Consider the following 26,735-nt stretch of genomic DNA (forward strand, 5'->3'; position numbering starts at 1 on the left):
GGTTCGCCAGGAATTTCGGCGAGATGAGATCCTGGACCGCGTATGTCTACGCATCCTGCCCCCGTCCTCGGCGATCTCGCCCCCCGCCTGGCCGAGCTGTCCCTGCGCGACGCGCACCGGCTCGGGCGCAGGCTCGAGGGCGCGCGCCGGATCCGCAAGCCCGAGGCCCGGGCCGCCGTACTCGCCGAGATCGAGGCGGAGGTCACCAAGGCCGAGGCCCGTATGGCCGAGCGTCGCGCCCGCGTGCCCGCCGTCACGTACCCCGAGCAGCTCCCGGTCAGCCAGAAGAAGGACGACATCGCGGCGGCCATCCGCGATCATCAGGTCGTCATCGTCGCCGGTGAGACCGGGTCCGGTAAGACCACCCAGATTCCGAAGATCTGTCTCGAGCTCGGGCGCGGCGTCCGCGGCATGGTCGGGCACACCCAGCCCCGCCGTATCGCCGCCCGCACCGTCGCCGAGCGGGTCGCGGAGGAGCTCGACACGCCGCTGGGCGAAGCCGTCGGCTGGAAAGTCCGCTTCACCGACCAGGTGAACCCGGACGGCACCTTCGTCAAACTCATGACGGACGGCATCCTGCTCGCCGAGATCCAGACGGACCACGAGCTGCGCGCGTACGACACGATCATCATCGACGAGGCCCACGAGCGGTCCCTCAACATCGACTTCCTGCTGGGATATCTCGCTCGGCTGCTGCCCAAGCGGCCGGACCTCAAGGTCGTCATCACCTCCGCGACCATCGATCCCGAGCGCTTCTCCCGGCACTTCGGCGACGCGCCGATCGTCGAGGTCAGCGGGCGTACGTACCCCGTCGAGGTCCGTTATCGCCCCCTCCTCGAAGAGGACGGCGACGACTCCGACCGCGACCAGATCACCGCGATCTGCGACGCCGTCGAGGAGCTCCAGGCCGAGGGCAAGGGCGACATCCTCGTCTTCCTCTCGGGAGAGCGGGAGATCCGCGACACCGCCGACGCGCTGACGAAGAAGAACTACCCCCGCGCCGGAGGCGCTCATGGGCAGGGCACCGAGGTCCTCCCTCTCTACGCGCGCCTCTCACACGCCGAGCAGCACCGCGTCTTCCAGCCGCACACCGGTCGCCGGATCGTTCTGGCGACCAACGTCGCCGAGACCTCGCTCACCGTCCCGGGCATCAAGTACGTCATCGACCCGGGCGCCGCCCGTATCTCCAGGTACAGCCACCGCACCAAGGTCCAGCGCCTCCCTATCGAGCCGGTCTCGCAGGCCAGCGCCAACCAGCGCAAGGGCCGCTGCGGCCGGACCAGCGACGGCATCTGCATCCGCCTCTACAGCGAGGACGACTTCAACGCCCGCCCGGAGTTCACGGACGCGGAGATCCTCCGTACGAACCTGGCGAGCGTCATCCTGCAGATGACCGCGGCCGGCCTCGGGGACATCGAGAAGTTCCCGTTCATCGACCCGCCGGACCACCGCAACATCCGTGACGGCGTCCAGCTGCTCCAGGAACTGGGCGCGCTGGACCCGACGGAGAAGGACGTACGCAAGCGGCTCACGCAGACCGGCCGCAAGCTCGCTCAGCTGCCCGTGGACCCGCGGCTGGCCCGCATGGTCCTGGAGGCCGACAAGAACGGCTGTGCGCGTGAGGTCATGGTGATCGCCGCCGCGCTCTCGATCCAGGACCCGCGCGAGCGCCCCGCCGACAAGCAGACGCAGGCCGACCAGCAGCACGCCCGTTTCAAGGACGAGACGAGCGATTTCCTCGCGTTCCTGAATCTGTGGCGGTATGTGCGCGAGCAGCAGAAGGAGCGGGGCTCGTCCGCGTTCCGTCGCATGTGCAAGCAGGAGTACCTGAACTTCCTGCGCATCCGCGAATGGCAGGACATCTACACCCAGCTCCGCACGGTCGCCAAGCAGATGGGCATCCATCTGAACGAGGACGACGCGGCCGACCAGAGCGTCCATGTCTCGCTGCTGGCCGGCCTCCTCTCCCACGTCGGCATGAAGGACGTGAAGGAGGGCGCGAAGAACGAGTACCTGGGTGCCCGCAACGCCAAGTTCGCGATCTTCCCGGGCTCGGCCCTCTTCAAGAAGCCCCCGCGTTTCGTGATGTCCGCCGAGCTGGTCGAGACGTCCCGTCTGTGGGCCCGCGTCAACGCGAAGATCGAGCCCGAGTGGGTCGAACCCCTCGCCGGACACCTCCTCAAGCGCACATACAGCGAACCGCACTGGGAGAAGGACCAGGCGGCCGTGATGGCGTACGAGAAGGTCACGCTGTACGGCGTACCGATCGTCGCCCAGCGGAAGGTCAACTACGGCCGCATCGACCCGGAGACGTCCCGCGAGCTTTTCATCCGCAACGCGCTGGTCGAGGGCGACTGGCGTACGCACCACAAGTTCTTCGCCGACAACCGCAAGCTCCTCACCGAGGTCGAGGAGTTGGAGCACCGCGCCCGCCGCCGGGACATCCTGGTCGACGACGAGACGCTGTTCGACTTCTACGACCAGCGGGTGCCCGAGCACGTCGTGTCCGGCGCGCACTTCGACTCCTGGTGGAAGCACAAGCGCCACGACGAGCCCGAATTTCTCGACTTCGAGCGCTCGATGCTCATCAACGAGAAGGCCGGGGCGGTCACGAAGGACGACTACCCCGACTCCTGGCGCCAGGGACGGCTCAAGTTCCGGGTGACGTACCAGTTCGAGCCGGGCGCGGACGCCGACGGTGTGACCGTCCACATCCCGCTCCAGGTCCTGAACCAGGTCACCGACGAGGGCTTCGACTGGCAGATCCCGGGATCGCGGGAAGAGGTGGTGACGGAGCTGATCCGTTCGCTCCCGAAGCCCATCCGCCGCCATTACGTTCCCGCCCCGAACTACGCGCAGAAGTTCCTGGAGCGGGCCGTGCCCCTCCAGGAGCCGCTGACGCTGACCATGGCGCGTGAGCTGAAGCGCATGGTCGGGGTGCCGCTGACGGCCGACGACTTCGACTGGTCCCGGGTCCCCGACCACCTGAAGATCACCTTCCGGATCGTCGACGAGCGGCGCCGCAAGCTCGCCGAGGACAAGGACCTGGAGGCGCTGAAGCTCCGGCTGAAGCCGAAGGCACGCCAGGCGATCTCGCAGGCCGCGGCGGCCACCGCCGAGCGCGAGGGCGGCGAGTCCCTGGAACGTACGGGCCTCACGGACTGGACGATCGGCTCGCTCACGCGCGTGTTCGAGACGCGCCGGGCGGGTCAGCCGGTGAAGGCGTACCCGGCCCTGGTCGACGACGGCGACACCGTCTCCGTACGGCTCTTCGACACCGAGGCCGAGCAGGCGCAGGCCATGTGGAAGGGCACCCGGCGGCTGATCCTGCGCAACATCCCGGTGAACCCGGCCAAGTTCGCCTCGGACAAGCTCACGAACGCTCAGAAGCTCGCCCTGTCCGCCAACCCGCACGGCTCGATCCAGGCCCTCTTCGACGACTGCGCGATGGCCGCCGCGGACAAGCTGATCGGGGATTTCGGGGGGCCGGCGTGGGACGAGGAGTCGCATCGGAAGCTGTACGACAAGGTGCGCGCCGAGATCGTCGACACGACGGTTCGTACGGTGGGCCAGGTGCAGCAGGTCCTTGCCGCCTGGCAGGCCTGTGAGCGCCGTCTGAAGGCCACCCGGAGCCCCACGCTCCTGGCGAACCTCACGGACGTACGGACGCAGCTGGACGCCCTGGTGAAGCCCGGCTTCGTGACGGAGACCGGCCTGCGTCGCCTCCCGGACCTGATGCGCTATCTGGTCGCCGCCGACCGGCGCCTGCAGCAGATGCCGACCGGCGTCCAGCGGGACACCTCCCGCATGGAGAAGGTCCACGAGATGCGGGACGAGTACGCGTGGCTCCTCGAGCAGCTGCCGCAGGGCCGGCCCGTCCCGCGGCAGGTCCTGGACATCCGCTGGATGATCGAGGAGCTCCGGGTCAGCTACTTCGCCCATGCGCTCGGCACGGCGTACCCCGTCTCCGACAAGCGCATCGTGAAGGCGATCGACGCGGCGGTGCCGTAACGGCGCCTGTACGGTGGGTGAGTTCGACCCCGGGCTCACCCTCCTGTAGAGTCTCTTTTCGCAGCACAGCGCAAGAACAAGTCGCTGCAAAGCCTGGTCCTGTGGAGCAGTTTGGAGTGCTCGCCACCCTGTCAAGGTGGAGGCCGCGGGTTCAAATCCCGTCAGGACCGCATATACGAAGAAGGCCCCGCAACCGGCAACGGTGCGGGGCCTTCTTCGTGTTCTCCCCACCCGCGCCCGTGGCGCAGCCGCAAGCGGACACAGCAACTCCCGTCAGGGCCTCCTCGAAGAAGGGCCCCGCGCAACCAGGCAATGGTGCGGGGCCCTTTGCCATGCCCTGCGAGAGCCGTGTCTTCGGACCCGGGCTCTCGCCCGTATGCCGCCCACCGATCCATCGGCGGAGCCTCCCGTGTCTTGACGGCGTCACATTCCGCGGGTACCTCAGAAGCCAGGGCACTCGACCCTCTGGAGGTGGCGTATGGCGGCGTCCGCTCGGCACGAGACGCGCGCTCTGCTGCGTGCCCATCTGTCAGCCGCCTCCGGGTACCGCCATCTGACGCGGCACTGCCCGATCTGCCACCAGCTCCTGAGACTGGCCATGGAGCCCTCTCCGCGCCGCGAGGAGGGCGAGGCGGCGGTCGAGACGGCGACCGAGGACGAAAGTCCCTCCAAGGCGTGACCAACGGCCGCGAGAGCGCCCCTCGCGCAACAGGGAGGCACAGGGGGCACTACCCCAACTCCTTTAGCGCAGACGCGTCATGGGCAACAAGGACCATGGCGTGTGACGGGAGTCACTGCATAGGTTTTTGAAACTGCGGAATTTACACCCTACCTACAACTGTTCAATTTAATATGTGCAATTGCACCGCTCACCGAGGGCTCCCACAGGAGATCCGACACCCCTCCCCAGACTCTGACAAGGCCACTCACAGATCGACCACTCGCGGACAGGGGCGATCGCCCCGCGAACGGAACTGAGCACCCCGCGCGAGCCCGGTGGCCCGGACGCATGCCCTGACCCACGGCCAGGGCACAAAAAAATCGCGCTGGACCCGGCGGAGTCCAGCGCGATCTACGACGCACCCTTGTCGCTTGTTCAATTGGGTCGGGCGTGGGCTCTGTTGGGGCAGAACCCGCGTCGCTTGGAGCTGTGATTCGGACGTCAGTACGGGATAGGGGTCCCGCCGGAATGTCCGATTATGCGATTGTTCAGGCCTCGCTGCGCTGCTGCGGGATACCCGCGAGCAGTGCGCGGACCTCCGCCTCGCGGTAGCGGCGATGCCCGCCGAGCGTGCGGATGGACGTAAGCTTGCCGGCCTTCGCCCACCGCGTGACCGTCTTGGGGTCGACACGGAACATGGTGGCGACCTCAGCCGGGGTCAGCAGCGGCTCGGCATCAGGGGTGCGAGCGGTCATGAGCGGCCTCCTCGGGAGAACCGAACCTTCTCGGTTCTTTCCTCTAAATTCTGCACCTTGACCCGCGTTGCCCGAAATGGCGGACGCGGGTCGAGTCGGTTATAGGACGAACGGCTTGTCCTCGGCACTACAACTACACCATCCGTCCAGCCGCGTCGGCCAAACCGATGGAATTGCCCTCCCAGGTGTTCATCAGCGACGGAAGCCGATGGACCATGCCATAGCGGACAGTCACGCCACTGTGACGATCAGTCACAGGGGCGATCAGGAGTCACCAGACCCCCCATAGCGTGCAATGCTGAGATTCCACCCATAAGTGGGTAGACGGGGCCTCCCCCAGGCTCCTTGTCCTATTTTGGCACGAGGAAGGGCAAGGGGCGCAAGGGTCAGGTAAGTGCTGTCCGTCACGCTTGGCACCGTCTTGACACCCTGTTGGCCCAAAAGCCCGGATCAGGACGTACGTCCCGCGGTGAGGGTTCTTCAACGTGCAAGGACCATACGCCAGTTCGACAGCCACGGGTGAGAAGCAGATCACACGGCTCACCCACATCATGTGACCCACGCGACGCGCCCACGACGCGCCCGACGCGCCTCAGTTCGCCGACTGCCGGTCCCTGACCGACCGCCAGCGTTCCACGAGCCGCCCGTACGCCTCGCCCGCCGCGGCCCCGTCCCCGCTGCGCAGCGCCTCGATGCCCGCCGCGACGTCCGCCGCCGAGTGGTCACCCTCGAGCTGCTCGGCCGGCAGGACGTGCACGAGCCCGCCGTAGTCCAGCTCGACCAGCGAGCGCGGATGGAATTCTTCCAGCCATCGCCCGACGTCCACCAAGCCGTCGATGAGCGGTCCCTCGTCGAGGGTGTCCTTGAGTGTCTTCAGGGCCCGCGCCGTCCGCCGCCGCGCCTGCACCATCGGCGTCCGGTAGCGCAGCACCGGCGCGGCTCCGTCGCCGCCCTCCCCCTTCTCGTACTCCCGCTCCTCGTCGGAGACGAGCACGAACCAGTTCAGCGGCACCTGCCAGGTCGACGTCAGGATCCACGGCCGGGCGTCGGGGTTGCGGGCCAGCCAGCGCTCGTAGTCCTGGGCGGCCTGGTGGCGTACGAGCGGGGGCAGGACCGCGTCCAGGACCGACGCCGGCAGTTCCTCGGCCAGCTCGCCCAGGGCCTGCCAGCCACGCAGCCGGGTGCGCCAGGGGCAGACGCAGAGCACCCCGTCGACGCTCAGGACGAACGCGTCGCCGCTCTCGTGCACCGGCACGGGGATCGGCGGGGTGGGCAGCAGGTCGGCCAGGGAGCGGCGCAGCTCGTCCTGGTACGAGGGGCGCTCGGTTCGCCGGGCGTAGCGCGACCAGTGGCCGCGCTCCGGCTCCGGAAAGGCGGCCAGCGGCTCGTACACGCGCAGATAGGACGTGTACGGGACGATCACCGAGGACACCTTGGGCACCCCTGCTCCCTCCTCAACGGACCGGACGTGAAACCCGGACGGGAATCCCGCTCAACCGCCACACGAGCGACCGGGAAAACACTGCAAATCGTGCCACGGTCGTGCGGATGTGTACTCCGGGAGAAGGTGATCCTGAACACTGCGCGGATGGCGGCCGGGCACAGGCTCTACCCTCGTGCCCACGGCGGCCCGCCAACCGCACGGGCACCGTCTCCGACCGCCGCTACTTACCTGGGAGTCACCACCGTGACCGACGTAACCGGCGCTCCTGCTGATGTACTGCACACCCTGTTCCATTCGGACCAGGGCGGTCATGAGCAAGTAGTGCTCTGTCAGGACCGCGCCAGCGGTCTCAAGGCCGTCATCGCCATCCACTCCACCGCCCTGGGCCCCGCCCTCGGTGGTACGCGCTTCTACCCGTACGCGAGCGAGGCCGAGGCCGTCGCCGACGCGCTGAACCTGTCGCGCGGCATGTCGTACAAGAACGCCATGGCCGGTCTCGACCACGGCGGCGGCAAGGCCGTCATCATCGGCGACCCCGAGCAGATCAAGAGCGAGGCACTGCTCCTCGCGTACGGCCGGTTCGTGGCTTCGCTCGGCGGCCGGTACGTCACCGCGTGCGACGTCGGTACGTACGTCGCCGACATGGACGTCGTGGCGCGCGAGTGCCGCTGGACGACCGGCCGCTCGCCGGAGAACGGCGGCGCCGGGGACTCCTCCGTGCTGACCGCCTTCGGTGTCTTCCAGGGCATGCGGGCCTCGGCCCAGCACCTGTGGGGCGATCCGACGCTGCGCGGCCGCACGGTCGGCATCGCGGGCGTCGGCAAGGTGGGTCATCACCTGGTGGAACATCTGCGCGAGGACGGCGCCGAGGTCGTGATCACAGACGTACGGGCCGACTCCGTACGGCGGATTCTGGACAAGCACCCGACCGGTGTCAGGGCCGTCGCGGACACCGCGGCCCTCATCCGCACCGAAGGGCTCGACATCTACGCCCCCTGCGCGCTCGGCGGAGCGCTGAACGACAACTCCGTGCCGGTGCTCACCGCGAAGATCGTGTGCGGTGCCGCCAACAACCAGCTGGCGCATCCGGGCGTGGAGAAGGACCTCGCGGACCGCGGGATCCTGTACGCCCCCGACTACGTGGTGAACGCGGGCGGCGTCATCCAGGTGGCGGACGAGTTGCACGGCTTCGACTTCGAGCGGTGCAAGGCGAAGGCGGCCAAGATCTTCGACACCACGCTGGCCATATTCGCACGTGCGAAGCAGGACGGGATTCCGCCGGCCGCCGCGGCCGACCGGATCGCCGAGCAGCGGATGGCGGAGGCGCGCCACCGCTGATTGCGGAGCAATCCGGAGCTGCTGATTCCGGCTTATTTCGCGCTTGTCAGGGACCCGCCGGGGGAACACTTGGAGAGAACTCTCACTCCTGTCGGCGGGTCGGGCGCCAAGAAGAGGTTAAAATCGCGGTTGACCAGCGAGGACAGGGCACCTCGCAGGTTCTGGGCCCAGGCGCGTCCTGCGGGCGACGTACCGTATGGGCGCGGGCTCAGGTACCGTGGAAGCCCTACGGACCGGTCTCTCCACGGAGAGTCCGTTCCAGATTATGAACGCGTGTCAAGACTCTGGGGCCACCGAGCCCCGTATCCGAGGGGGTCGAGCCATGGGGCGCGGCCGGGCAAAGGCCAAGCAGACGAAGGTCGCCCGCCAGCTGAAGTACAGCAGCGGCGGGACTGACCTCTCGCGTCTGGCCAATGAGCTGGGCGCTTCGACTTCGAGCCAGCCGCCGAATGGCGAGCCGTTCGAGGACGACGACGAGGAAGAAGACGACCCGTACGCCCAGTACGCGGATCTCTATAACGACGACGATGAGGACGAGGACGACCAGTCCGGTCCCCAGTCGCAACGTCGCGGCGCTTGACGCAACGGCGCTCCTCGCAGTTTCCGCGATCTCCCGTAACAGATCTTCCGGAGCAGATTTCTGTTGTTCGCAGCAGATTTCTGTTCACGGAAGCCCTGTGGGTGGATTTCTCGTAGCAACTGCACTTCGCCCGGTCCGGGGCTTCAGCGCCGGACCGGGTTTCGTGCTGCCTTGCGCTCGTACCGGGCCCGGGGCCGCACGGGCCCCGCGGGCCTACTTGGCGTAGTCCCCGACCAGGGCCGCGCCCGTGCTGTGCTCGCCACGCTCGGTGATCTCGCCGGCGATCCAGGCGTCCACACCGCGGTCGGCGAGGGTGGCCAGGGCCACGTCCGCCGACTCCTCGGGGACGACCGCGATCATGCCGACGCCCATGTTCAGCGTCTTCTCCAGCTCCAGACGCTCGACGTCACCGGTCTTGCCGACGAGGTCGAAGACCGGGGCCGGGGTCCAGGTCCCACGGTCGACGATCGCGTGCAGGCCGTCCGGGACGACACGGGCCAGGTTGGCCGCGAGACCGCCGCCCGTGATGTGGCTGTAGGCGTGCACCTGGGTGGTCCTGGTCAGCGCCAGGCAGTCCAGTGAGTAGATCTTGGTGGGCTCCAGGAGTTCCTCGCCGAGCGTGCGGCCGAACTCCTCGATGCGCTGGTCCAGGCTCAGGTTCGCCCGGTCGAAGAGGACATGCCGGACCAGGGAGTACCCGTTCGAGTGAAGACCGGAGGCCGCCATGGCGATCACCGCGTCACCCGTACGGATGCGATCCGGGCCGAGCAGTCGGTCGGCCTCGACCACACCGGTGCCCGCGCCCGCGACATCGAAGTCGTCCGGGCCCAGCAGACCCGGGTGCTCGGCTGTCTCGCCGCCGACGAGGGCGCAACCCGCGAGGACACAGCCCTCGGCGATGCCCTTCACGATGGCCGCGACACGCTCGGGGTGGACCTTGCCGACGCAGATGTAGTCGGTCATGAAGAGCGGCTCGGCACCGCACACCACGATGTCGTCCATGACCATGGCGACGAGGTCGTGGCCGATGGTGTCGTACACGCCGAGCTGCCGGGCGAGGTCGACCTTCGTGCCCACGCCGTCCGTGGCGGAGGCGAGCAGCGGACGCTCGTAACGCTTGAGGGCCGAGGCGTCGAAGAGGCCGGCGAATCCGCCGAGGCCGCCGAGAACCTCGGGGCGCTGCGTCTTCTTCACCCACTCCTTCATGAGCTCTACGGCGCGGTCGCCCGCTTCGATGTCGACGCCGGCAGCCGCGTAGGAAGCACCAGGGGTGCCCGTCGACGCAGTCGACTGATCAGATACAGCAGACATTGCCTGGGATCTTTCGGGTTGGTGATACGGGGCTCTTACGGGCGACGGATGGCGTCGGCCGCGGCCGTGGCGGCGGGACCTGCCGCCAGCTCGGTCTCCAGCAGCTGCTTGCCCAGCAGCTCCGGGTCGGGGAGGTCCATCGGGTACTCACCGTCGAAGCAGGCCCGGCACAGGTTCGGCTTGGCGATCGTGGTCGCCTCGATCATGCCGTCGATGGAGATGTACGAGAGGGAGTCGGCGCCCAGCGAGGTACCGATCTCCTCGATGGTCATGCCGTTGGCGATCAGCTCGGCGCGGGTCGCGAAGTCGATGCCGAAGAAGCAGGGCCACTTCACCGGAGGAGAGGAGATCCGGATGTGGACCTCCGCCGCACCCGCTTCGCGCAGCATGCGCACCAGCGCGCGCTGGGTGTTGCCGCGCACGATCGAGTCGTCGACGACGACCAGGCGCTTGCCCTTGATGACTTCCTTCAGAGGATTCAGCTTCAGCCGGATGCCCAGCTGGCGGATCGTCTGCGAGGGCTGGATGAAGGTCCGGCCGACGTACGCGTTCTTGACCAGACCCGCGCCGAAGGGGATGCCGCTGGCCTCCGCGTAACCGATCGCGGCGGGCGTCCCGGACTCCGGAGTCGCTATGACCAGATCGGCGTCCACAGGGGCTTCCTTGGCCAGCTTGCGGCCCATCTCGACGCGCGAGAGGTACACATTCCGACCGGCGATGTCCGTGTCGGGGCGGGCCAGATACACGTACTCGAAGACACAGCCCTTGGGCTTCGCTTCCGCGAAGCGTGAGGTGCGCAGACCGTTCTCGTCGATGGCGACGAACTCGCCCGGCTCGATCTCGCGGACGTAGGCGGCACCGCAGATGTCGAGGGCGGCGGACTCGGAGGCGACGACCCAGCCGCGCTCCAGGCGGCCGAGGACCAGCGGGCGGATGCCCTGCGGGTCCCGGGCGGCGTACAGGGTGTGCTCGTCCATGAAGACGAGGGAGAAGGCGCCCTTGACCTGCGGGAGGATCTTGGCGGAGGCCTCTTCTATGGTCAGCGGCTTGCCGTCGTCGTCGACCTGGGCGGCGAGCAGGGCCGTGAGCAGGTCGGTGTCGTTGGTGGCCGCCACACGCGTGGTGCGGCCGTCCTGCTTGGGCAGGTCGGCGACCATCTCGGCGAGCTGCGCCGTGTTGACCAGGTTGCCGTTGTGGCCGAGCGCGATCGAGCCGTGCGCGGTGGCACGGAACGTCGGCTGGGCGTTCTCCCAGACGGAGGCGCCGGTGGTCGAGTAGCGGGCGTGTCCGACCGCGATGTGACCCTGGAGCGAACCGAGAGAGGTCTCGTCGAAGACCTGGGACACGAGGCCCATGTCCTTGAAGACGAGGATCTGGGAGCCGTTGCTGACCGCGATACCCGCGGACTCCTGGCCCCGATGCTGGAGGGCGTAGAGCCCGAAGTAAGTGAGCTTGGCGACCTCTTCCCCTGGAGCCCAGACGCCGAAGACGCCGCAAGCGTCCTGGGGGCCTTTCTCGCCGGGGAGCAGATCATGATTGAGTCGACCGTCACCACGTGGCACGCCACCGAGTGTAGGCGAGATCGACCACTGGTCCGAATTGGGGATACGGGACCTTGATGGATCACTCGTCGGCGACAGCGCCGACACTCGTGCCGTTCTCGCTGGTCAGCGCGAGGGAGCGGTGATCCAGTTGGTAGGTCACAGTGCCGTCGAAGAGGCTCAGCAGGGTCCTCTCCGTGTCCATGAGTGAGCCGTCGCACATCATCCGGGTGGTCTTCGGCGTGCCGAGGGTGATATGTCCGTCGCGGACGGTGGCCTTCGCGGACACGTCGTTGCAGCCGAGGTTGCCGGACAGGGTGCCCCGCTTCTCGTCCAGGACGAAGTGCGCCTTCGCTCCCGCCGGGAGGGAGTGGGCCGTGTCCCCGTCCCCGAGCGACGTGATGGTCCACCTGGTGCCGTAGAGGGGGGCGTCCTGCTCCTTGGAGAGGCTGACCCGGTCGCCGTCGTCCGTGGTGAGGGTGAGCTTGTCGCCCTTGACCGCCGAGGTGAGCGTGTCGTCGGCGAACGTGCGGCTCAGGCTCGCCTCGAAGGTCATCGGCTCCTTCGGGCAGCCCATGTCGGTCATCTGGATCTCCCCGAAGTCGACGCGGTCGCCCTTGAGGGTGGCGGTCGAGCCGAAGCCGTTGCAGCCGAAGTTGCCGCTGACCTTGCCGCCTTCGGCGATCTTCAGATACGCGCTGCCCGGTGACTGGCTGGTCTTCCCGTCCACGGTGAGGCTGTCGACGGTCCAGTGGACGCCGGTGACGGGCGGCGAACCCGAAGACCCCACGGAATCGCTGCCGGTCTCGGCGCCGCAGGCGATGGCGAGCGGAAGCAGGGTCAGGACGCTGAGGGTCAGTCGCTGCTTGTCCATGGCGGTGGGACGGGAGTGGTGGGGTGGTTGGTTCCCTTCGGCACCTGAAGGTCAGCCCATGAGTCAGCTCATGAGTCAGGCCACGAGTCAGCCCATGAGGGGCAGGATCCCGCTGAGATCCGCCCGTTCCCCGCTCGCGCTGACCTTGGCCTCGTCCAGGGCCGTCTTCCACTCCGTACGTCCCGTCGCGAGCCGGATCCAGGTCAGCGGGTCGGTCTCCACGACGTTCGGCGGCGTACCCCGGGTGTGCCGGGGGCCCGCCACGCACTGCACGACGGCGTACGGCGGGATCCGCACCTCCGTCGACGCGCCGGGCGCCTTCACGGCGAGCGCGTCGGCGAGCAGCCGGGTGCAGGCGGCGAGGGCCTGGCGGTCGAAGGGGATGTCGGTCCCGGCGGCGCGGTTCAGATCGTCGGTGTGGACGACGAGTTCGACGGTGCGGGTGACGAGGTAGTCGGCGAGGGTCATGGCGCCGGTGCGCGCGGCGAGCAGCCGGTCGTCCGGGGTCGTGGCCAGGTGCTCGGTGATCCGACTCTCGGTGCGGGCGTAGAGCGCGTCGAGGTCGAGGTTGCGCTCGGCGAGTTCCCGGCTGCCGTCGGCGATGTCGCCGGCCCTCTCCGCGGTCGCGAACGGCCAGTCGAGAAGAGCCAGTTCCTTGGCGGCGGGCTCCGGCCGGTCGATGTTCCGGCTGACGGTCTCGACGGCCATCGTGATGTGCGCGGCCAACTCCCGCACGCTCCAGTCCCCGAGGTGCGTGGGCAGCGCCAACTGCTCCTCGCTGAGGGCGTGTACGCCTTCTCGCACGTGCCCGAACTGTGCGAGCACCGCGGCGCGGATCTTGGCGGGGTCGTACGTACGGGTGCGTCGCTTTTTGGCCGAGGGCATGGCGCTGAGCCTAGGGCCTGTCCCGCTCGAGCTTTGCCGGAGTCATGAGCAGCTCGCGGGTGCGATGGCCGGGGTCACCTCGGTCGTGGGTCTCGCCGTTGGCGGGCACCCCGATGTCCCGCCGGCTGAACGGGATGCCGCGGGCCGAGTCCAGGTCCGGGTCGTCCATCAGCTGGAAGTGGAGATGCGGTTCGGTGGAGTTGCTGGAACAGCGGCTCGTCATACGCGGGGAAGGAGCCGTTGCGGCGGGCGATCGGCCAGAGTGTGGCGAATCCAGGACGGCGTTTCCCGTCATGATCGGACTCGGCGGTCTCGCGCCGGGGCCCGCTCCGGCTCACGGCCATCCCGAGGGTGAAGGACACCGTCAGCGGCAGCAACGCCCATGCCCAGGCGAGCGGGTAGCCGGGGACGAAGAGTCAGGTGCGGCCGGGGTGCAGGCACGCCGAAGGCCCCGCCCGGAGCGGACGGGGCCTTCACTTGCGTACAGCTGCAGGGCTCTACGCGAGCAGCGCCGGAATCGTCCCCTCGTGCGCTGTCCGCAGGTCGGTCAGCGGGAGCGCGAACTCGCCCTGGACCTCGACCACCGCGGTTGAATCGGACTCAGTCCCGTCCACGACGCCGATACGGGTGACGGGCAGACCCCGCGCGCCGCACATGTCGTTGAAGCGGAGCTCCTCCGAGCGCGGGACGGCGACGACCGCGCGGCCCGCCGACTCCGAGAACAGGAAGGTGAAGGCGTCGAGCCCGTCGGGTACGACGAGACGCGCGCCCTTGCCGCCGAGCAGCGCCGACTCGACCACAGCCTGGATCAGACCGCCGTCGGACAGGTCGTGCGCCGAGTCGACCATCCCGTCGCGGGAGGCGGAGATGAGGATCTCGCCGAGCAGCCGCTCGCGCTCCAGGTCGACCTGCGGGGGCAGACCGCCGAGGTGGTCGTGGATCACCTGCGACCAGGCCGAACCGCCGAACTCCTCACGGGTGTCACCGAGGAGGTAGAGCAGCTGCCCTTCCTCCTGGAAGGCGACCGGCGTGCGGCGGGCGACATCGTCGATGACGCCGAGCACGGCCACGACCGGGGTCGGGTGGATGGCGGCCTCGCCCGTCTGGTTGTAGAGCGAGACGTTGCCGCCGGTCACCGGGGTGCCCAGCTGCTGGCAGGCGTCGGCCAGACCGCGGATGGCCTCGGCGAACTGCCACATGACGGCCGGGTCCTCGGGCGAACCGAAGTTCAGGCAGTCGGAGACGGCGAGCGGCTTGGCGCCGGTCGTCGCGACGTTGCGGTAGGCCTCGGCGAGGGCGAGCTGCGCGCCCGCGTACGGGTCGAGCTTGGCGTAGCGGCCGTTGCCGTCCGTGGCGATGGCGACGCCGAGACCGGTCTCCGCGTCGATGCGGATCATGCCCGAGTCCTCGGGCTGGGCCAGGACCGTGTTGCCCTGCACGAAGTGGTCGTACTGGGAGGTGATCCAGGACTTGGAAGCCTGGTTCGGGGACGACACCAGCTTGAGGACCTGGTCCTTCAGTTCCTCGCCGGAGGCGGGCCGGGGGAGCTTGGCCGCGTCGTCGGCCTGGAGGGCGTCCTGCCACTCGGGGCGGGCGTAGGGGCGCTCGTAGACCGGGCCGTCGTGCGCGACCGTGCGCGGGTCGACGTCGACGATCTTTCCGCCGTGCCAGTAGATCTCCAGGCGGTCGCCGTCCGTCACCTCGCCGATGACCGTGGCGATGACGTCCCACTTGTCGCAGATCTCGAGGAACCGGTCGACCTTCTCCGGCTCGACGACCGCGCACATGCGTTCCTGCGACTCGCTCATGAGGATTTCCTCGGGAGAGAGGGTCGAGTCGCGCAGGGGGACGTCGTCCAGCGTCACGCGCATGCCGCCGGAGCCGTTGGAGGCGAGTTCACTGGTCGCGCAGGACAGGCCCGCCGCGCCCAGGTCCTGGATGCCGACGACCAGCTTCTCGGCGAAGGCCTCCAGGGTGCACTCGATGAGCAGCTTCTCCTGGAAGGGGTCGCCGACCTGCACGGCGGGGCGCTTCGACGGCTTGGCGTCGTCGAAGGTCTCGCTCGCGAGGATCGAGGCGCCGCCGATGCCGTCGCCGCCCGTGCGAGCCCCGTACAGGATGACCTTGTTACCCGAACCGGACGCCTTCGCGAGGTGGATGTCCTCGTGCCGCATGACGCCGATGGCACCGGCGTTGACCAGCGGGTTGCCCTGGTAGCAGGCGTCGAAGACGACCTCGCCGCCGATGTTCGGGAGGCCGAGGCAGTTGCCGTAGCCGCCGATGCCGGCGACGACGCCCGGCAGGACGCGCTTGGTGTCGGGGTGGTCGGCCGCACCGAAGCGGAGCGGGTCGACGACGGCGACCGGGCGGGCGCCCATCGCGATGATGTCGCGCACGATGCCGCCGACGCCGGTGGCCGCGCCCTGGTAGGGCTCGACGTACGACGGGTGGTTGTGCGACTCGACCTTGAAGGTGACGGCGTAGCCCTGGCCGACGTCGACGACACCGGCGTTCTCGCCGATGCCGACGAGGAGGGCGTCGGACTGAGGGGCCTTCTCGCCGAACTGGCGGAGGTGGACCTTCGAGGACTTGTACGAGCAGTGCTCGGACCACATGACGGAGTACATGGCGAGCTCGGCGCCGGTCGGGCGGCGGCCGAGGATCTCGACGACCCGCTCGTACTCGTCCTTCTTCAGGCCCAGTTCGGCCCAGGGCAGCTCGACGTCGGGGGTCGCGGCCGCGTTCTCGACCGTGTCCAGAGGCGTGCGGCTCATGCGGTGACCAGCTTCTTGAGGATCGAGGTGAAGAAGGGGAGGCCGTCGGTGCGGCCGGACCCGATGAGGGGCTCGACTGCGTGCTCGGGGTGCGGCATGAGGCCTACGACGTTCCCGGCCTCGTTCGTGATCCCGGCGATGTCACGCAGCGAACCGTTCGGGTTGCTGTGCTCACTGGGGGGATACCCCCCAGACCCCCCGCCGACGTACCGGAAGACGACCCGGCCCTCCGCCTCCAGCATGTCGAGGGTGTGCTCGTCGGCGACGTACCGCCCGTCCATGTTCTTCAGCGGGATGTGGATCTCCTGGCCGGCCGTGTAGTCGGCGGTCCAGGCGGTGTCCGCGTTCTCCACCCGCAGCTTCTGGTCGCGGCAGATGAAGTGGAGGTGGTTGTTGCCGAGCATCGCACCGGGGAGGAGGTGCGCCTCGGTGAGGATCTGGAAGCCGTTACAGATGCCGAGGACCGGCATTCCGGACTTCGCCTGCTCGATGACGCTCTCCATCACGGGCGAGAAGCGCGAGATGGCGCCGGCCCGGAGATAGTCGCCGTACGAGAAACCGCCGGGCAGCACCACGGCGTCGACCTGCTTGAGGTCCTTGTCCTTGTGCCAGAGCGCGACGGGTTCGGCGCCCGCGAGCCGGATCGCACGCTGCGTGTCCCGGTCGTCGAGGCTGCCCGGAAAGGTGACGACTCCAATACGAGCGGTCACTTTCCGGCCTCCGCGACTTCCTCGACCTTGACGGTGAAGTCTTCGATCACGGTGTTGGCGAGGAAGGATTCCGCCAGTTCATGGATGCGGGCGAGCGCGGCATCGTCCACCGGTCCGTCCACTTCCAGTTCGAATCGCTTTCCCTGACGTACGTCGGAGACACCTTCGAAACCGAGGCGCGGCAGTGCACGCTGCACCGCCTGGCCCTGGGGGTCGAGGATCTCCGGCTTGAGCATGACGTCGACTACGACGCGTGCCACTGGCACTCCCGGTGTGTGGTGCTGAGCAGGTCCCTTCAGACTACCCGCACAAAATTTCTACTCGCGTAGATTCGTAGAATCCTACGTGAGCCCGATCACGATCCCGCATCGACGCGGGGGGCTCCACGGAAAATCCTGGGAAAAACCGCAGAAGAGCGGTGGGACCCCATTGCCTTCGGACACGCGGAGGGATTTAGTCGGGCTTCACAATGCAATGCCGGGCACTGTACAAATGAATTGGCAATAGCCGATACTTTGCCCAATAACAGCCGGACAGCCGACATCTCTCCGCCCACCTTCATGACGTCCGCGCACGTCATGGCGCGTGATCGCAGAGGTGTCGCACGAAGGGACCGATATTCGTGGCGCAGCGTGTCGTGGTCACTCTCTCCGACGACATCGACGGCTCAGAAGCGGCGGAAACGATCGTCTTCGGACTGGACGGCAAGTCGTACGAGATCGACCTCAATCCAGCCAATGCCAAGAAACTGCGTAAGGTGCTCGCGCCCTACGTCGAGGCCGGCCGCAAGCAGGCGAAGTCCGGCAAGGCCTACACGCACACCGCGTTGACCCCCGACCCCGCCGCCGTCCGCGCCTGGGCCCGCTCGAACAAGATGGACGTGCCGCCGCGCGGCCGCATCCCCAAGAAGGTCTACGAGGCGTTCGCCGAAGCGCACTGAGTCAGTGCCTCACGGAGGGGCGGCGGCGGGCCTCCCCTCCGGTGGCCCTGGAAGCACTCGCTGCCCCTGGGGGCGTCCGCGGGACCCGCCACCGAGCCCCCGGAACAGCCGACTTGCGCTTACCCCCTGGTGATCAGCTAGAGTCTGGAACACGCCGAGGGGCAAGGCCGAAAGGCCGAATCCCAAGGAGTCACGCGGGTGTAGTTCAGTAGCAGAACATCCCCCTTCCAGGGGGAAGGCGCAGTGTGCAATTCCTGTCACCCGCTCTGCAACCCTTACCAACCACTGCGGTGGATCAGGTAAGGTAGTGCTCGCACCGACCGGTGAAAGCTGGTCGGGGGCAATGCGGACGTAGCTCAGTTGGTAGAGCGCAACCTTGCCAAGGTTGAGGTCGCGAGTTCGAGCCTCGTCGTCCGCTCCAGGAAGCAAAGGCCCCGGTCAGTCGACCGGGGTCTTTCTCGTGTGCCCCCGCAATGTCGGCTGTCCGTGGCGTCTGACATTTGTCATGCGGACCGATGACACCGCGCACTGCTGCCGGGCCCGGTCCGCAGCGACGCTGATTCCATGAACACGAACGAGCAAGATGACGTGATCGAGGTCACTGATCTGCGGCGCGTGTACGGGGGAGATTTCGAGGCCGTGCGCGGAGTCACCTTCTCCGTGGGCCGCGGCGAACTCTTCGCGCTGCTGGGGACGAACGGCGCGGGCAAGACGTCCACGGTCGAGCTGCTCGAGGGCCTCGCCCCTCCGGCCGGCGGCCGGGTCCGGGTCCTCGGGCACGATCCGTACGGGGAGCGCGCGGCCGTCCGGCCCCGGATCGGTGTGATGCTGCAGGAGGGCGGCTTCCCCTCCGAGCTGACCGTCGCGGAGACCGTACGGATGTGGGCGGGCTGCACGAGCGGGGCCCGGCCGACCGCGGAGGCCCTGGACATGGTCGGGCTCACACGACGGTCCGGCGTACGCGTGAAGCAGTTGTCCGGGGGCGAGAAGCGACGCCTGGACCTGGCGCTCGCACTCCTCGGCCGCCCCGAGGTCCTCTTCCTCGACGAACCGACGACCGGACTCGACGCGGAAGGGCGCCGGGGCACCTGGGACTTGGTGCGGGAGCTGCGCGACGCCGGTACGACCGTGCTGCTGACCACGCACTACCTGGAAGAGGCGGAGGAACTGGCCGACCGGCTCGCGATCCTCCACGAGGGACACATCGCGGCCTCAGGCACCCCGGCCGAGGTGACCGCGTCGCAGCCGTCCCGGATCTCCTTCGAACTGCCCGCCGGCTACTTCCTCGGGGACCTGCCCCCGCTCGCCGGACTCGGCGTGACCGACCACGAGACGGCGGGCCGCGCCATCAAGCTGCGCACCAACGAACTCCAGCGCACCGCCACCGGACTGCTGATGTGGGCCCAGAAGAAGCAGGTCGAGCTGCGGGGGCTCGATGTGCGGTCGGCCTCGCTGGAGGAGGCGTTCCTGCGGATCGCGCGGGACGCGGCGGGGGCGGCCGGGCCCGGCGCCGCAGCCGCGGATCGTCGTACGGGGTTCAAGACGGCTGAGGAGACGGTGGCGTGAGCGCGACGGTTGTGACGACGAAACCCACAGGGACTGCTGCACGGACCACCACGGCGGCGGGGCGGATGGCCGCCCTCGCGCGCGCCGAGCTGACGCTGCTGGGCCGCACGAAGGCGACCCTCGCCGCGGCCTTGTTCGTGCCGCTGGCCTTGCCGTTCAGCCTCCGCTCGACGGTCGACCAGATGGATCTGCAGGGCACCGGGCTCTCGGTCGGCTCGGTCGTCCTGCCGTCCTCCGTCGGCTTCTCGCTCCTCTTCGCCGTCTACAGCTCGCTGGTGAGCGTGTACGCGGCCCGCCGCGAGGAGCTCGTCCTGAAGCGGCTGCGCACCGGCGAGCTACGGGACGCGGAGATCCTCGCGGGCGCGGCGCTGCCCTCGGCCGCGATCGGTTTGGTGCAGTGCGTGGTCCTGACGGTCGCGTGCGCCGCGCTGCTGGACGTCGGGGCGCCCCAGGCACCCCTTCTCGCGGTCCTGGGGCTGCTGTTGGGCCTGGCCATGTGGCCCCCGCTCGCGGCGGTCACCGCGAACTTCAGCAGGAGCGTGGAGGGTGCCCAGGTCGCCGCCATGCCGCTGATGGTCGTGTCGCTGATGGGCTCCGGCACGTTCATCCCGCTCGAGGTCATGCCCGACCGGCTGGCCTCGGCCTGCGAACTGCTGCCCCTGACGCCGGTGATCACCCTGATCCGCGGCGGCTGGACCGGTGACCTCTCCGCGTACGACGCCCTGGGCGCCGTCGGGACGGCGGTGGCCTGGATCGTGCTCGCGGTGTTTGCTGTACGACGGTGGTTCCGGTGGGAACCGCGGCGGTGAGCATCGACTCAGGGGCGGGCATGCGCGAGGCGGGCGGCTGGTGGCGGGGCAAGAGCACACCGGCGAAGGTCGAGACGTACACGCGGTGGTCGTTCCACTTCTTCGCCGTGATCGAGATCGCGGCGTTCGGGCTGCCGGCCTTCGGCCAGGTGGGGTCGCGGCTCGCGGGCTGTCTGTTCCTGATGGTGTGCGCGCACGCCGGGCTCTGTGCCGTGGCCGCGTCCCGGGCGCTCGACTGGACACGCGGCAGCCGTGAGCAGCCCGTACGACTGCTGTGGGCGCTCGGCGTGGTCACGGCGCTGATCGCGAACGTCGCGCTCGCGCTCACCACGCACGGTCCCGGTGGCGCGGACGCGGACGCCGCGGCGGGGTCGCTCTTCGTGGGCTCGCTCGCCTTCGGTGCCGGCACCATGGCGCTCGGCGTCCGCAACCGGCGGCGCGTGATCGCGATCGTGGCGGGCGCGGGGGTGGGCGCCGGAGTCGTGGCGTTCCTGCTGGGCCTGCCCGGGCCCGCCGCGCTGGGCACGGCGTTCGCGGTGCTGGTCACCGCCGGGTTCCTCGCCTTCACCTCCGTCTTCTCCGTCTGGCTGCTCAACTCCGTCTACGAACTCGACGAGGCCCGCGAGACCCGCACCCGGCTCGCCGTCGCCGAGGAGCGGCTGCGCTTCGGGCGCGATCTGCACGATGTGATGGGCCGGAACCTGGCGGTGATCGCCCTGAAGAGCGAGCTCGCGGTGCAGTTGGCGCGGCGCGGGCGACCGGAGGCCGTGGAGCAGATGATCGAGGTCCAGCGGATCGCGCGGGACTCGCAGCGGGAGGTGCGCGAGGTCGTACGCGGCTATCGCGAGGCCGACCTGCGGGCCGAACTCGCGGGCGCCCAGGGCGTGTTGGCTGCCGCCGGTATCGACTGCGAGGTAAGCGGCTCGGCGACCGGACTGCCCGCGCAGATCCAGTCGGCGCTCGGCTGGGTCGTACGGGAGGCGACGACGAACGTCCTACGGCACGGGGACGCGGAGAGCTGCGCGGTGTCCCTGCGGGTGGCGGAGGGGCGGGTGACCCTCACCGTCGAGAACGACGGGGCGCCGGACGCGGGGGCCGATGCCGACGCCCCGGAAAGGGGGTCGGGGCTCGCGGGGCTGCGGGAGCGGCTGGCGGAGGTGGACGGGGTGCTGCGGGCCGGGGTGTGCGGGGGTGGCCTGTTCCGCCTCACGGCACAGGTGCCGTTGCCTTCAGGGGAGGTGCCGTTGCCTTCAGGGAAGGTCCCGGCCCCTGTCTCGGCCCCGGAGTCGGTCTCGGCTCCGGGAATCGTGCCGTCCCCCGTCTCTCCACAGTGAGTGAGGTCACCTCATGACATCCGTACCGGCATCCGTACCACCTGTGCGCCTGCTGCTCGCCGACGACGAACATCTGATCCGGGGGGCGCTCGCCGCGTTGCTGGCACTGGAGGACGACCTCGTGGTGGTCGCCGAGGCGGCGACCGGTCCGGAGGCACTGGCGATGGCGCTGGCGCACGGGCCCGACGTCGCCGTCCTGGATCTGCAGATGCCGGGCGCGGACGGTGTGAGGGTGGCCACATCACTGCGGGCCGACCTGCCCGACTGCCGGGTGCTGATCGTGACGAGTCACGGTCGGCCGGGGCATCTGAAGCGGGCGCTTGCGGCGGGTGTACGCGGGTTCGTCCCGAAGACGGTCAGTGCGCAGCGGCTCGCGGAGATCATTCGCACCGTGCACGCGGGAAACCGTTATGTGGACCCGGAGTTGGCCGCCGACGCGATCTCCGCCGGTGACTCGCCGCTGACCGCGCGCGAGGCCGAGGTGCTCGAGTTCGCCGCCGACGGGGCGCCCGTCGCGGAGATCGCGGAGCGGGCCGCGCTGTCGCAGGGGACGGTGCGGAACTATCTGTCTTCGGCCGCGGCCAAGCTGGGGGCGGAGAACCGGCATACGGCGGTGCGTCTCGCACGTGAGCGAGGTTGGGTATAGTTGGTCTCGCGCCACGGCGCAACGCGGACGTAGCTCAGTTGGTAGAGCGCAACCTTGCCAAGGTTGAGGTCGCCAGTTCGAACCTGGTCGTCCGCTCAGGGAAAGAAGCCCCCGACCCTCCCGGGTCGGGGGCTTTTTCGTGTGTTCCCTACCAGCTGGTGCCGGTGAGGCGCTCGTACGCCTCGATGTACTTGGCGCTGGTCGCTTCCACTACGTGCGGCGGCAGCGCGGGGGGCGGCTGCTCGCTCTTGCGGTCCCAGCCGGACTCGGGGGAAGTCAGCCAGTCGCGGACGAACTGCTTGTCGAAGGACGGCTGGGAGCGGCCCGGCTCCCACTCGTCGGCGGGCCAGAAGCGGGAGGAGTCCGGGGTCAGCACCTCGTCGGCGAGGATGAGCGTCTCGCCCTCGTAACCGAACTCGAACTTGGTGTCCGCGAGGATGATCCCGCGCGCCCGCGCGATCTCGCGGGCGCGGCCGTAGACGGCGAGGGTCGTCTGGCGCAGCTGGGCCGCGGTCTCGGCGCCGACCTGGCGGGCGACCTCCTCGTACGACACGTTCTCGTCGTGCTCGCCGACCGCGGCCTTGGTCGCGGGGGTGAAGATCGGTGCGGGGAGTTCCGAGCCGTCGACGAGGCCCTCGGGGAGGGCGAGGCCGCAGACCGTGCGGGACTCGTTGTACTCGACCAGGCCCGAGCCGGTGAGGTAGCCGCGTGCGACGCACTCGACCGGGACCATCCGGAGGGACTTGCAGATCAGGGTGCGGCCGGCCCAGTCGGCGGGGGCGCCCGGCGGGAGTTCGGTGCTCAGCACATGGTTGGGGACCAGGTCGGCGAGCTGGTCGAACCACCAGAGGGAGAGCTGGGTGAGGACCCGGCCCTTGTCGGGGATCTCGGTGGGCAGCACCCAGTCGAACGCGGAGATGCGGTCACTGGCGATCATCACGAGGTCGCCCGCCTCGTTCTGGTACAGGTCGCGCACCTTGCCGGTGTGCAGATGCACCAGACCCGGAACCTGGAGGGGCTCGGGCTTTTCGACGAATCCGGACACGGTTCCTCCCCGTAGTTCTGTCCAACGGCACCGATTGTCCCCTACCTGGGGGCGACCTGTTGCGGCAGGTCAGGGCCTGTCCGGCGGATCATGCCGGAAACGCGGGCCCCGCCTGCGCTGACGGGTGCCCGTTGCCGCTCTCCGACTGGGTCCGCCGGACAGGTCCTAGCGTCGGAGCGCCTCGGCCGGCTGTATTCGGCTGGCGCGCCAGGCCGGGTACAGGCCGGCCAGCAGACCGGTCAGCAACCCGGTCACCGGGGCCGAGAGGACGGTCACCGGGTGCACGACGGGTGTCCACGCCCGGGCCGCCGCCACGGCCACCACGGTGATGGTGCCGAGCGATGTCCCGATCAGCCCGCCCAGTGCCCCCAGCGCGCCGGACTCGGCAAGGAACTGGCTGGTGATGTGCCGACCGCGGGCCCCCAGAGCGCGGCGCAGCCCGATCTCACCCGTGCGTTCCAGCACGGCGACCAGGGTGGTGTTGGCGATGCCCACCGCGCCGATGACCAGGCAGATGGCGGCGAGGAGCAGGAACAGCTGGTTGAGGTCGGAGCTCACGGACGAGCGCAGGGCCTTGGGATCTGGTGGAGGCACCGCCTTGAAGCGCTCGGGGTGGGCCGGGTCGAGGGCCAGCGGCGCCTCGTCGGCGATCTGGGTGGCCGCACCCAGATCGGTGGAGACAAGCATCTTGGCGGGTGCGTCGGCGCCCGGCTCACCCCAGACCTCCTGGGCCACCGTGGCGGGAATCACGACCGACAGCAGAAGGTCGGCCTTGCGCTCCACATCGTTGACGATGCCTATCACCGTGAACGCCCGGTCGCCGATGAAGACAGCCGGCTGCGTGTCCAGCGTCGTGATGCCGAGCCTGCTGGCCATGCCGGAGCCGATGACAGCCACAGGCTCGGCCCGATCGACGTGAAAGCGATCGAAGAGCCGCCCTTCCTGGAGCGTGGGGGAGGCGGCCTGGAGAACCCCCGAGGAAGCCGCGACCACCTGGGTCTCGTCCTCGGCCATCGAGGCACCGACCGGAGCCGAGCGCACCGTCTCGTCCTCCGAGAGCGTCACCGGCCAGTAGACCCCGGCGCTCTGCACCCCGTTCAGGTCCTCGATGCGTGCGTCGGCATCCTCGGGAAAGGACATTCCGGCGAACGAATCCTCCGGGTCACCGACGTCTTCGACCGTGACCTCGGTCGCGGTGAGCGCGTTGAAACGCGAGTCGATCTGGGACGAGGCCGTCGCCGTCAGACCGAGAATGGCGACGAACGTGCCAACTCCCAGGACGGTCCCGAGCGCGGTGAGGGCCGATCGTGCCGGCCGTTGGAGCATCCCCGCCACAGCTTCGGAGAGCAGGTCTCGGAAGGCGAAACGGGAGGGCTCGACTTCGGGGACGCGGCGCGCGCGGCGGCGACGTCCGCTCGGTCTCATGGGGTCACCTGCACAGCTCCGGCCTGAGCGTTCTCGCTGAGAACACCGTCTCTGATGGAGAGAGTCCGTTCTCCTCTGGCCGCCACCGACGGATCATGCGTGATGACGACGATGGTCATCCCGTCCCCGTGCAGTTCGTCGAGGAGGCCCAGAATCGAGTCCGCGGTGGCCGTGTCCAGGTTGCCCGTCAGCTCGTCGCACAGCAGCAGCGAGGGACGGCCGACGATCGCACGCGCGATGGCGACCCGCTGCCTCTCCCCTCCCGACAAGCGGGTCGGCAGCGCGTCCATACGGTGTCCGAGCCCCACCCGGACCAGGGCGTCACGGGCTCTGGTCCGGCGCTCGGAGCGAGGCACGGAGTCGTAGACCATCGCCAGCAGGACGTTCTCCAGCGCGCTGCGGTGGGGCAGCAGATGAAAGGCCTGGAACACGAAGCCGATCCGGCGTCCGCGCAGACTGGTGCGTTGCGCGTCCCTGAGGTTCACCGTGTCGATGCCGTCGAGCAGATACCGGCCGTCCGTGGGCGCGTCGATGAGGCCCGCGATGTTGAGGAAGGTCGACTTCCCGGAGCCCGACGGTCCTACGACCGTGACGTACTCTCCCTGGCGGATCACCAGGTCCGTGGGACGGAACGCGCACACGGGCGGCGGTCCCGGATAGGTGAGGCCCACGGCACGGAACTCGATGACCGGAACCAGGGTCACGAAACACCGTCCTCTTCGCCGGCCGCGGTGTTCCCGCTTCCCACGATCACCTTGTCGCTCTTGGCCAGAGCCCCGTCGGCCGCGGGAGTGACCTCGACATAGCCGTCGCCGGACAGCCCCGCGCGCACCTTCACCCGGCGCCGGTCACCGCTCGCTTCGAGCACCGTGACGACCGTACTGCCGTCGGCCGCCGCGGAAACGGCCGAGTACGGCACCACGAGCACCTTGCCCTTGGAGTTCGCCGCCTCGACCGTCAACCGCACGTCCTGGCCGGCGAGTTCCACCGGGATGGTGTCGTCGGGTTTGACGGTCATGGTGTAGAAGACTCCCGACGCCCCGCTGTCCTCGCTGCCCTCCTCGCCGTCGCCTTCGGCTGCGGCATCGGCTGTCTCCGGATCGGCGATCGACGCCACCATGCCGTCGAACTCGTCACCCGTCGCCTCCGAAAGGACACGCACGCTCTGCCCGGTCCGCACGACACTCTTCTGGCTGGGCGTCAAAGTTGCCTGGACAGCAAGCGCCCCCGAGGACACGGTCATGACCTTGCTCACGGCTTTGTCGCCGACCCGCACGGGGACCGACTCGACCCGGGCGGGAAAACTGTCCAGGACGACGGTCTCGGCGGCGGGTAGCATCGCACCGGCTTGGAGCCTCGCGTCGGTCAGCGTTTGCTGCGCGGTCGCCAGATCCTCCTCGGCACGCGCCTCGTCCGTCGCGTCGGCATCGCTGTCGGCCCGCACATCCTGAAGCGCCCTGTCCGCCTGCGTGACCGCCTTCGTCGCGGACTCCACCTGAGAGGCCCCGTCCTGCGAGACCGGCTGAGGCTCATAGCCGATCGACGTGTAGAAGGAGGCCAGCGCGCTCTGCGTACCCGCGCCGAACTCCCCGCTCGTATCAGTGCCCGAGCCGAATCCGAGGTCGGACAGCGCCCGTTGAAGCTGCTTGACGTCGTCGCCCTTCGCGCCTGGCTTGAGGTCCCGGTAGGCGGGAAGGGAACCACGCAGCACGAAGACCGGGCGTCCCGATATCTCGACGAGCACCTGCCCCGCCTTCACCTTGTCCCCGGCCTCGACCGGCAGCTTGGTGACGACGGCCGTGGCACCCTCGGCACTGCTCGCGGAGGGTGAGACGGTCACCGTGCGGTCTGCCGCGACCAGTCCTCTGACGATCACCGACTCTTTCAGGACCCGGTACTCGACCGGAGCGGTCAGGACGTCGCGCTCCGGTGCACCGGCGTCGGCGGCCGCCTGGGCGGGCGACTTGATCAGCGTCGAGGCGGCGATGCCCGCCCCGGACAGGACAACGGCGCCCACCACCACCGCGATCAGCAAGGTGCGCCGACGGGTCAGTGGGGAACCGCCGGTGCCACTGGCCTGCTCAGC

22 protein-coding genes, 4 tRNA genes and 1 pseudogene are annotated in these 26,735 nt (G+C 69.0%); 13 read left to right on the forward strand and 14 right to left on the reverse strand.

The window, feature by feature from the left end:
* Positions 1-42: 42 nt before the first annotated feature.
* The 3 genes from hrpA to ACX28W_RS05180 all read left to right on the forward strand — a co-directional run bounded on the left by hrpA (position 43) and on the right by ACX28W_RS05180 (position 4,690).
* Positions 43-4,011, forward strand: coding sequence for an ATP-dependent RNA helicase HrpA (gene hrpA, locus ACX28W_RS05170; RefSeq protein ID WP_458997563.1), 3,969 nt, complete (start codon positions 43-45; stop codon positions 4,009-4,011).
* 95 nt (positions 4,012-4,106) lie between these two features.
* A tRNA-Asp gene (locus ACX28W_RS05175) sits at positions 4,107-4,181 on the forward strand.
* Between the two features lie 308 nt (positions 4,182-4,489).
* On the forward strand, positions 4,490-4,690 hold the full coding sequence (locus ACX28W_RS05180) for a DUF6274 family protein (RefSeq protein WP_458997564.1): 201 nt from the start codon (positions 4,490-4,492) through the stop codon (positions 4,688-4,690).
* 530 nt (positions 4,691-5,220) lie between these two features.
* On the opposite strand, the gene bldC is transcribed toward ACX28W_RS05180, so the two are convergent.
* Entirely contained in the window at positions 5,221-5,427 is a 207-nt protein-coding gene (gene bldC / locus ACX28W_RS05185; protein ID WP_003949541.1) for a developmental transcriptional regulator BldC, read from the reverse strand.
* A gap of 592 nt (positions 5,428-6,019) precedes the next feature.
* Positions 6,020-6,868: a hypothetical protein gene (locus tag ACX28W_RS05190; protein WP_458997565.1), complete on the reverse strand. Its 849-nt coding sequence runs from the start codon at positions 6,866-6,868 to the stop codon at positions 6,020-6,022.
* A gap of 246 nt (positions 6,869-7,114) precedes the next feature.
* On the opposite strand from ACX28W_RS05190, the gene ACX28W_RS05195 reads away from it, so the two are divergent.
* Together ACX28W_RS05195 and ACX28W_RS05200 are read left to right on the forward strand one after the other, a co-directional pair.
* A complete protein-coding gene (locus ACX28W_RS05195) occupies positions 7,115-8,209 on the forward strand; it encodes a Leu/Phe/Val dehydrogenase (protein WP_458997566.1) in 1,095 nt (364 codons plus the stop codon).
* Positions 8,210-8,531: 322 nt separating this feature from the next.
* A complete protein-coding gene (locus ACX28W_RS05200) occupies positions 8,532-8,789 on the forward strand; it encodes a DUF3073 domain-containing protein (RefSeq protein WP_458997567.1) in 258 nt (85 codons plus the stop codon).
* Positions 8,790-9,002: 213 nt separating this feature from the next.
* Here ACX28W_RS05200 and purM read toward each other — a convergent pair whose 3' ends face one another.
* The 8 genes and pseudogenes from purM to purS all read right to left on the reverse strand — a co-directional run bounded on the left by purM (position 9,003) and on the right by purS (position 17,144).
* Positions 9,003-10,100 carry a phosphoribosylformylglycinamidine cyclo-ligase gene (gene purM / locus ACX28W_RS05205; RefSeq protein ID WP_458997568.1) on the reverse strand — a complete coding sequence of 366 codons (1,098 nt, stop codon included), beginning with the start codon at positions 10,098-10,100 and terminating at the stop codon, positions 9,003-9,005.
* A 35-nt stretch (positions 10,101-10,135) separates the two neighbouring features.
* Positions 10,136-11,662, reverse strand: coding sequence for an amidophosphoribosyltransferase (gene purF / locus ACX28W_RS05210; protein WP_458997569.1), 1,527 nt, complete (start codon positions 11,660-11,662; stop codon positions 10,136-10,138).
* Positions 11,663-11,723: 61 nt separating this feature from the next.
* On the reverse strand, positions 11,724-12,515 hold the full coding sequence (locus tag ACX28W_RS05215; RefSeq protein WP_458997570.1) for an META domain-containing protein: 792 nt from the start codon (positions 12,513-12,515) through the stop codon (positions 11,724-11,726).
* A gap of 87 nt (positions 12,516-12,602) precedes the next feature.
* On the reverse strand, positions 12,603-13,400 hold the full coding sequence (locus ACX28W_RS05220) for a maleylpyruvate isomerase family mycothiol-dependent enzyme (protein WP_458997571.1): 798 nt from the start codon (positions 13,398-13,400) through the stop codon (positions 12,603-12,605).
* 10 nt (positions 13,401-13,410) lie between these two features.
* A pseudogene (locus tag ACX28W_RS05225) lies at positions 13,411-13,608 on the reverse strand (M23 family peptidase); the annotation flags it as partial.
* A 289-nt stretch (positions 13,609-13,897) separates the two neighbouring features.
* Positions 13,898-16,174 carry a phosphoribosylformylglycinamidine synthase subunit PurL gene (purL, locus tag ACX28W_RS05230; protein ID WP_458997572.1) on the reverse strand — a complete coding sequence of 759 codons (2,277 nt, stop codon included), beginning with the start codon at positions 16,172-16,174 and terminating at the stop codon, positions 13,898-13,900.
* The gene (gene purQ / locus ACX28W_RS05235) at positions 16,171-16,884 is read right to left on the reverse strand and encodes a phosphoribosylformylglycinamidine synthase subunit PurQ (protein WP_458997573.1); all 714 of its coding nucleotides are present in this window, start codon (positions 16,882-16,884) and stop codon (positions 16,171-16,173) included. Before purQ ends, purL begins: the two co-directional genes overlap by 4 nt.
* Positions 16,881-17,144, reverse strand: coding sequence for a phosphoribosylformylglycinamidine synthase subunit PurS (gene purS, locus ACX28W_RS05240; RefSeq protein WP_005482678.1), 264 nt, complete (start codon positions 17,142-17,144; stop codon positions 16,881-16,883). The genes purQ and purS overlap by 4 nt, the downstream gene beginning before the upstream one ends.
* Before the next feature lie 362 nt (positions 17,145-17,506).
* On the opposite strand from purS, the gene ACX28W_RS05245 reads away from it, so the two are divergent.
* The 8 genes from ACX28W_RS05245 to ACX28W_RS05280 all read left to right on the forward strand — a co-directional run bounded on the left by ACX28W_RS05245 (position 17,507) and on the right by ACX28W_RS05280 (position 22,275).
* The gene (locus ACX28W_RS05245) at positions 17,507-17,824 is read left to right on the forward strand and encodes a histone-like nucleoid-structuring protein Lsr2 (RefSeq protein ID WP_362071803.1); all 318 of its coding nucleotides are present in this window, start codon (positions 17,507-17,509) and stop codon (positions 17,822-17,824) included.
* Positions 17,825-18,018: 194 nt separating this feature from the next.
* A tRNA-Gly gene (locus ACX28W_RS05250) sits at positions 18,019-18,090 on the forward strand.
* 79 nt (positions 18,091-18,169) lie between these two features.
* Positions 18,170-18,245 (forward strand) — tRNA-Gly (locus tag ACX28W_RS05255).
* A 143-nt stretch (positions 18,246-18,388) separates the two neighbouring features.
* Positions 18,389-19,390, forward strand: coding sequence for an ABC transporter ATP-binding protein (locus ACX28W_RS05260; protein WP_458997574.1), 1,002 nt, complete (start codon positions 18,389-18,391; stop codon positions 19,388-19,390).
* Positions 19,387-20,199 carry an ABC transporter permease gene (locus tag ACX28W_RS05265; RefSeq protein WP_458997575.1) on the forward strand — a complete coding sequence of 271 codons (813 nt, stop codon included), beginning with the start codon at positions 19,387-19,389 and terminating at the stop codon, positions 20,197-20,199. Before ACX28W_RS05260 ends, ACX28W_RS05265 begins: the two co-directional genes overlap by 4 nt.
* A gap of 20 nt (positions 20,200-20,219) precedes the next feature.
* Positions 20,220-21,533, forward strand: coding sequence for a sensor histidine kinase (locus ACX28W_RS05270; protein ID WP_458997760.1), 1,314 nt, complete (start codon positions 20,220-20,222; stop codon positions 21,531-21,533).
* Between the two features lie 13 nt (positions 21,534-21,546).
* A complete protein-coding gene (locus ACX28W_RS05275) occupies positions 21,547-22,179 on the forward strand; it encodes a response regulator (RefSeq protein WP_458997576.1) in 633 nt (210 codons plus the stop codon).
* Positions 22,180-22,202: 23 nt separating this feature from the next.
* Positions 22,203-22,275, forward strand: a tRNA-Gly gene (locus ACX28W_RS05280).
* 52 nt (positions 22,276-22,327) lie between these two features.
* Here the strand turns inward: ACX28W_RS05280 and ACX28W_RS05285 are convergent.
* From ACX28W_RS05285 to ACX28W_RS05300, 4 genes are all read right to left on the reverse strand, one after another.
* Positions 22,328-23,224: a phosphoribosylaminoimidazolesuccinocarboxamide synthase gene (locus ACX28W_RS05285; protein WP_458997577.1), complete on the reverse strand. Its 897-nt coding sequence runs from the start codon at positions 23,222-23,224 to the stop codon at positions 22,328-22,330.
* 165 nt (positions 23,225-23,389) lie between these two features.
* A complete protein-coding gene (locus tag ACX28W_RS05290) occupies positions 23,390-24,649 on the reverse strand; it encodes an ABC transporter permease (protein ID WP_458997578.1) in 1,260 nt (419 codons plus the stop codon).
* Positions 24,646-25,353, reverse strand: coding sequence for an ABC transporter ATP-binding protein (locus ACX28W_RS05295; protein WP_458997579.1), 708 nt, complete (start codon positions 25,351-25,353; stop codon positions 24,646-24,648). Before ACX28W_RS05295 ends, ACX28W_RS05290 begins: the two co-directional genes overlap by 4 nt.
* Complete coding sequence (locus ACX28W_RS05300) at positions 25,350-26,666, reverse strand: peptidoglycan-binding protein (protein ID WP_458997580.1); 1,317 nt, start codon at positions 26,664-26,666, stop codon at positions 25,350-25,352. Before ACX28W_RS05300 ends, ACX28W_RS05295 begins: the two co-directional genes overlap by 4 nt.
* Positions 26,667-26,735: the final 69 nt, after the last annotated feature.

Source organism: Streptomyces sp. SD15 (assembly GCF_054462255.1).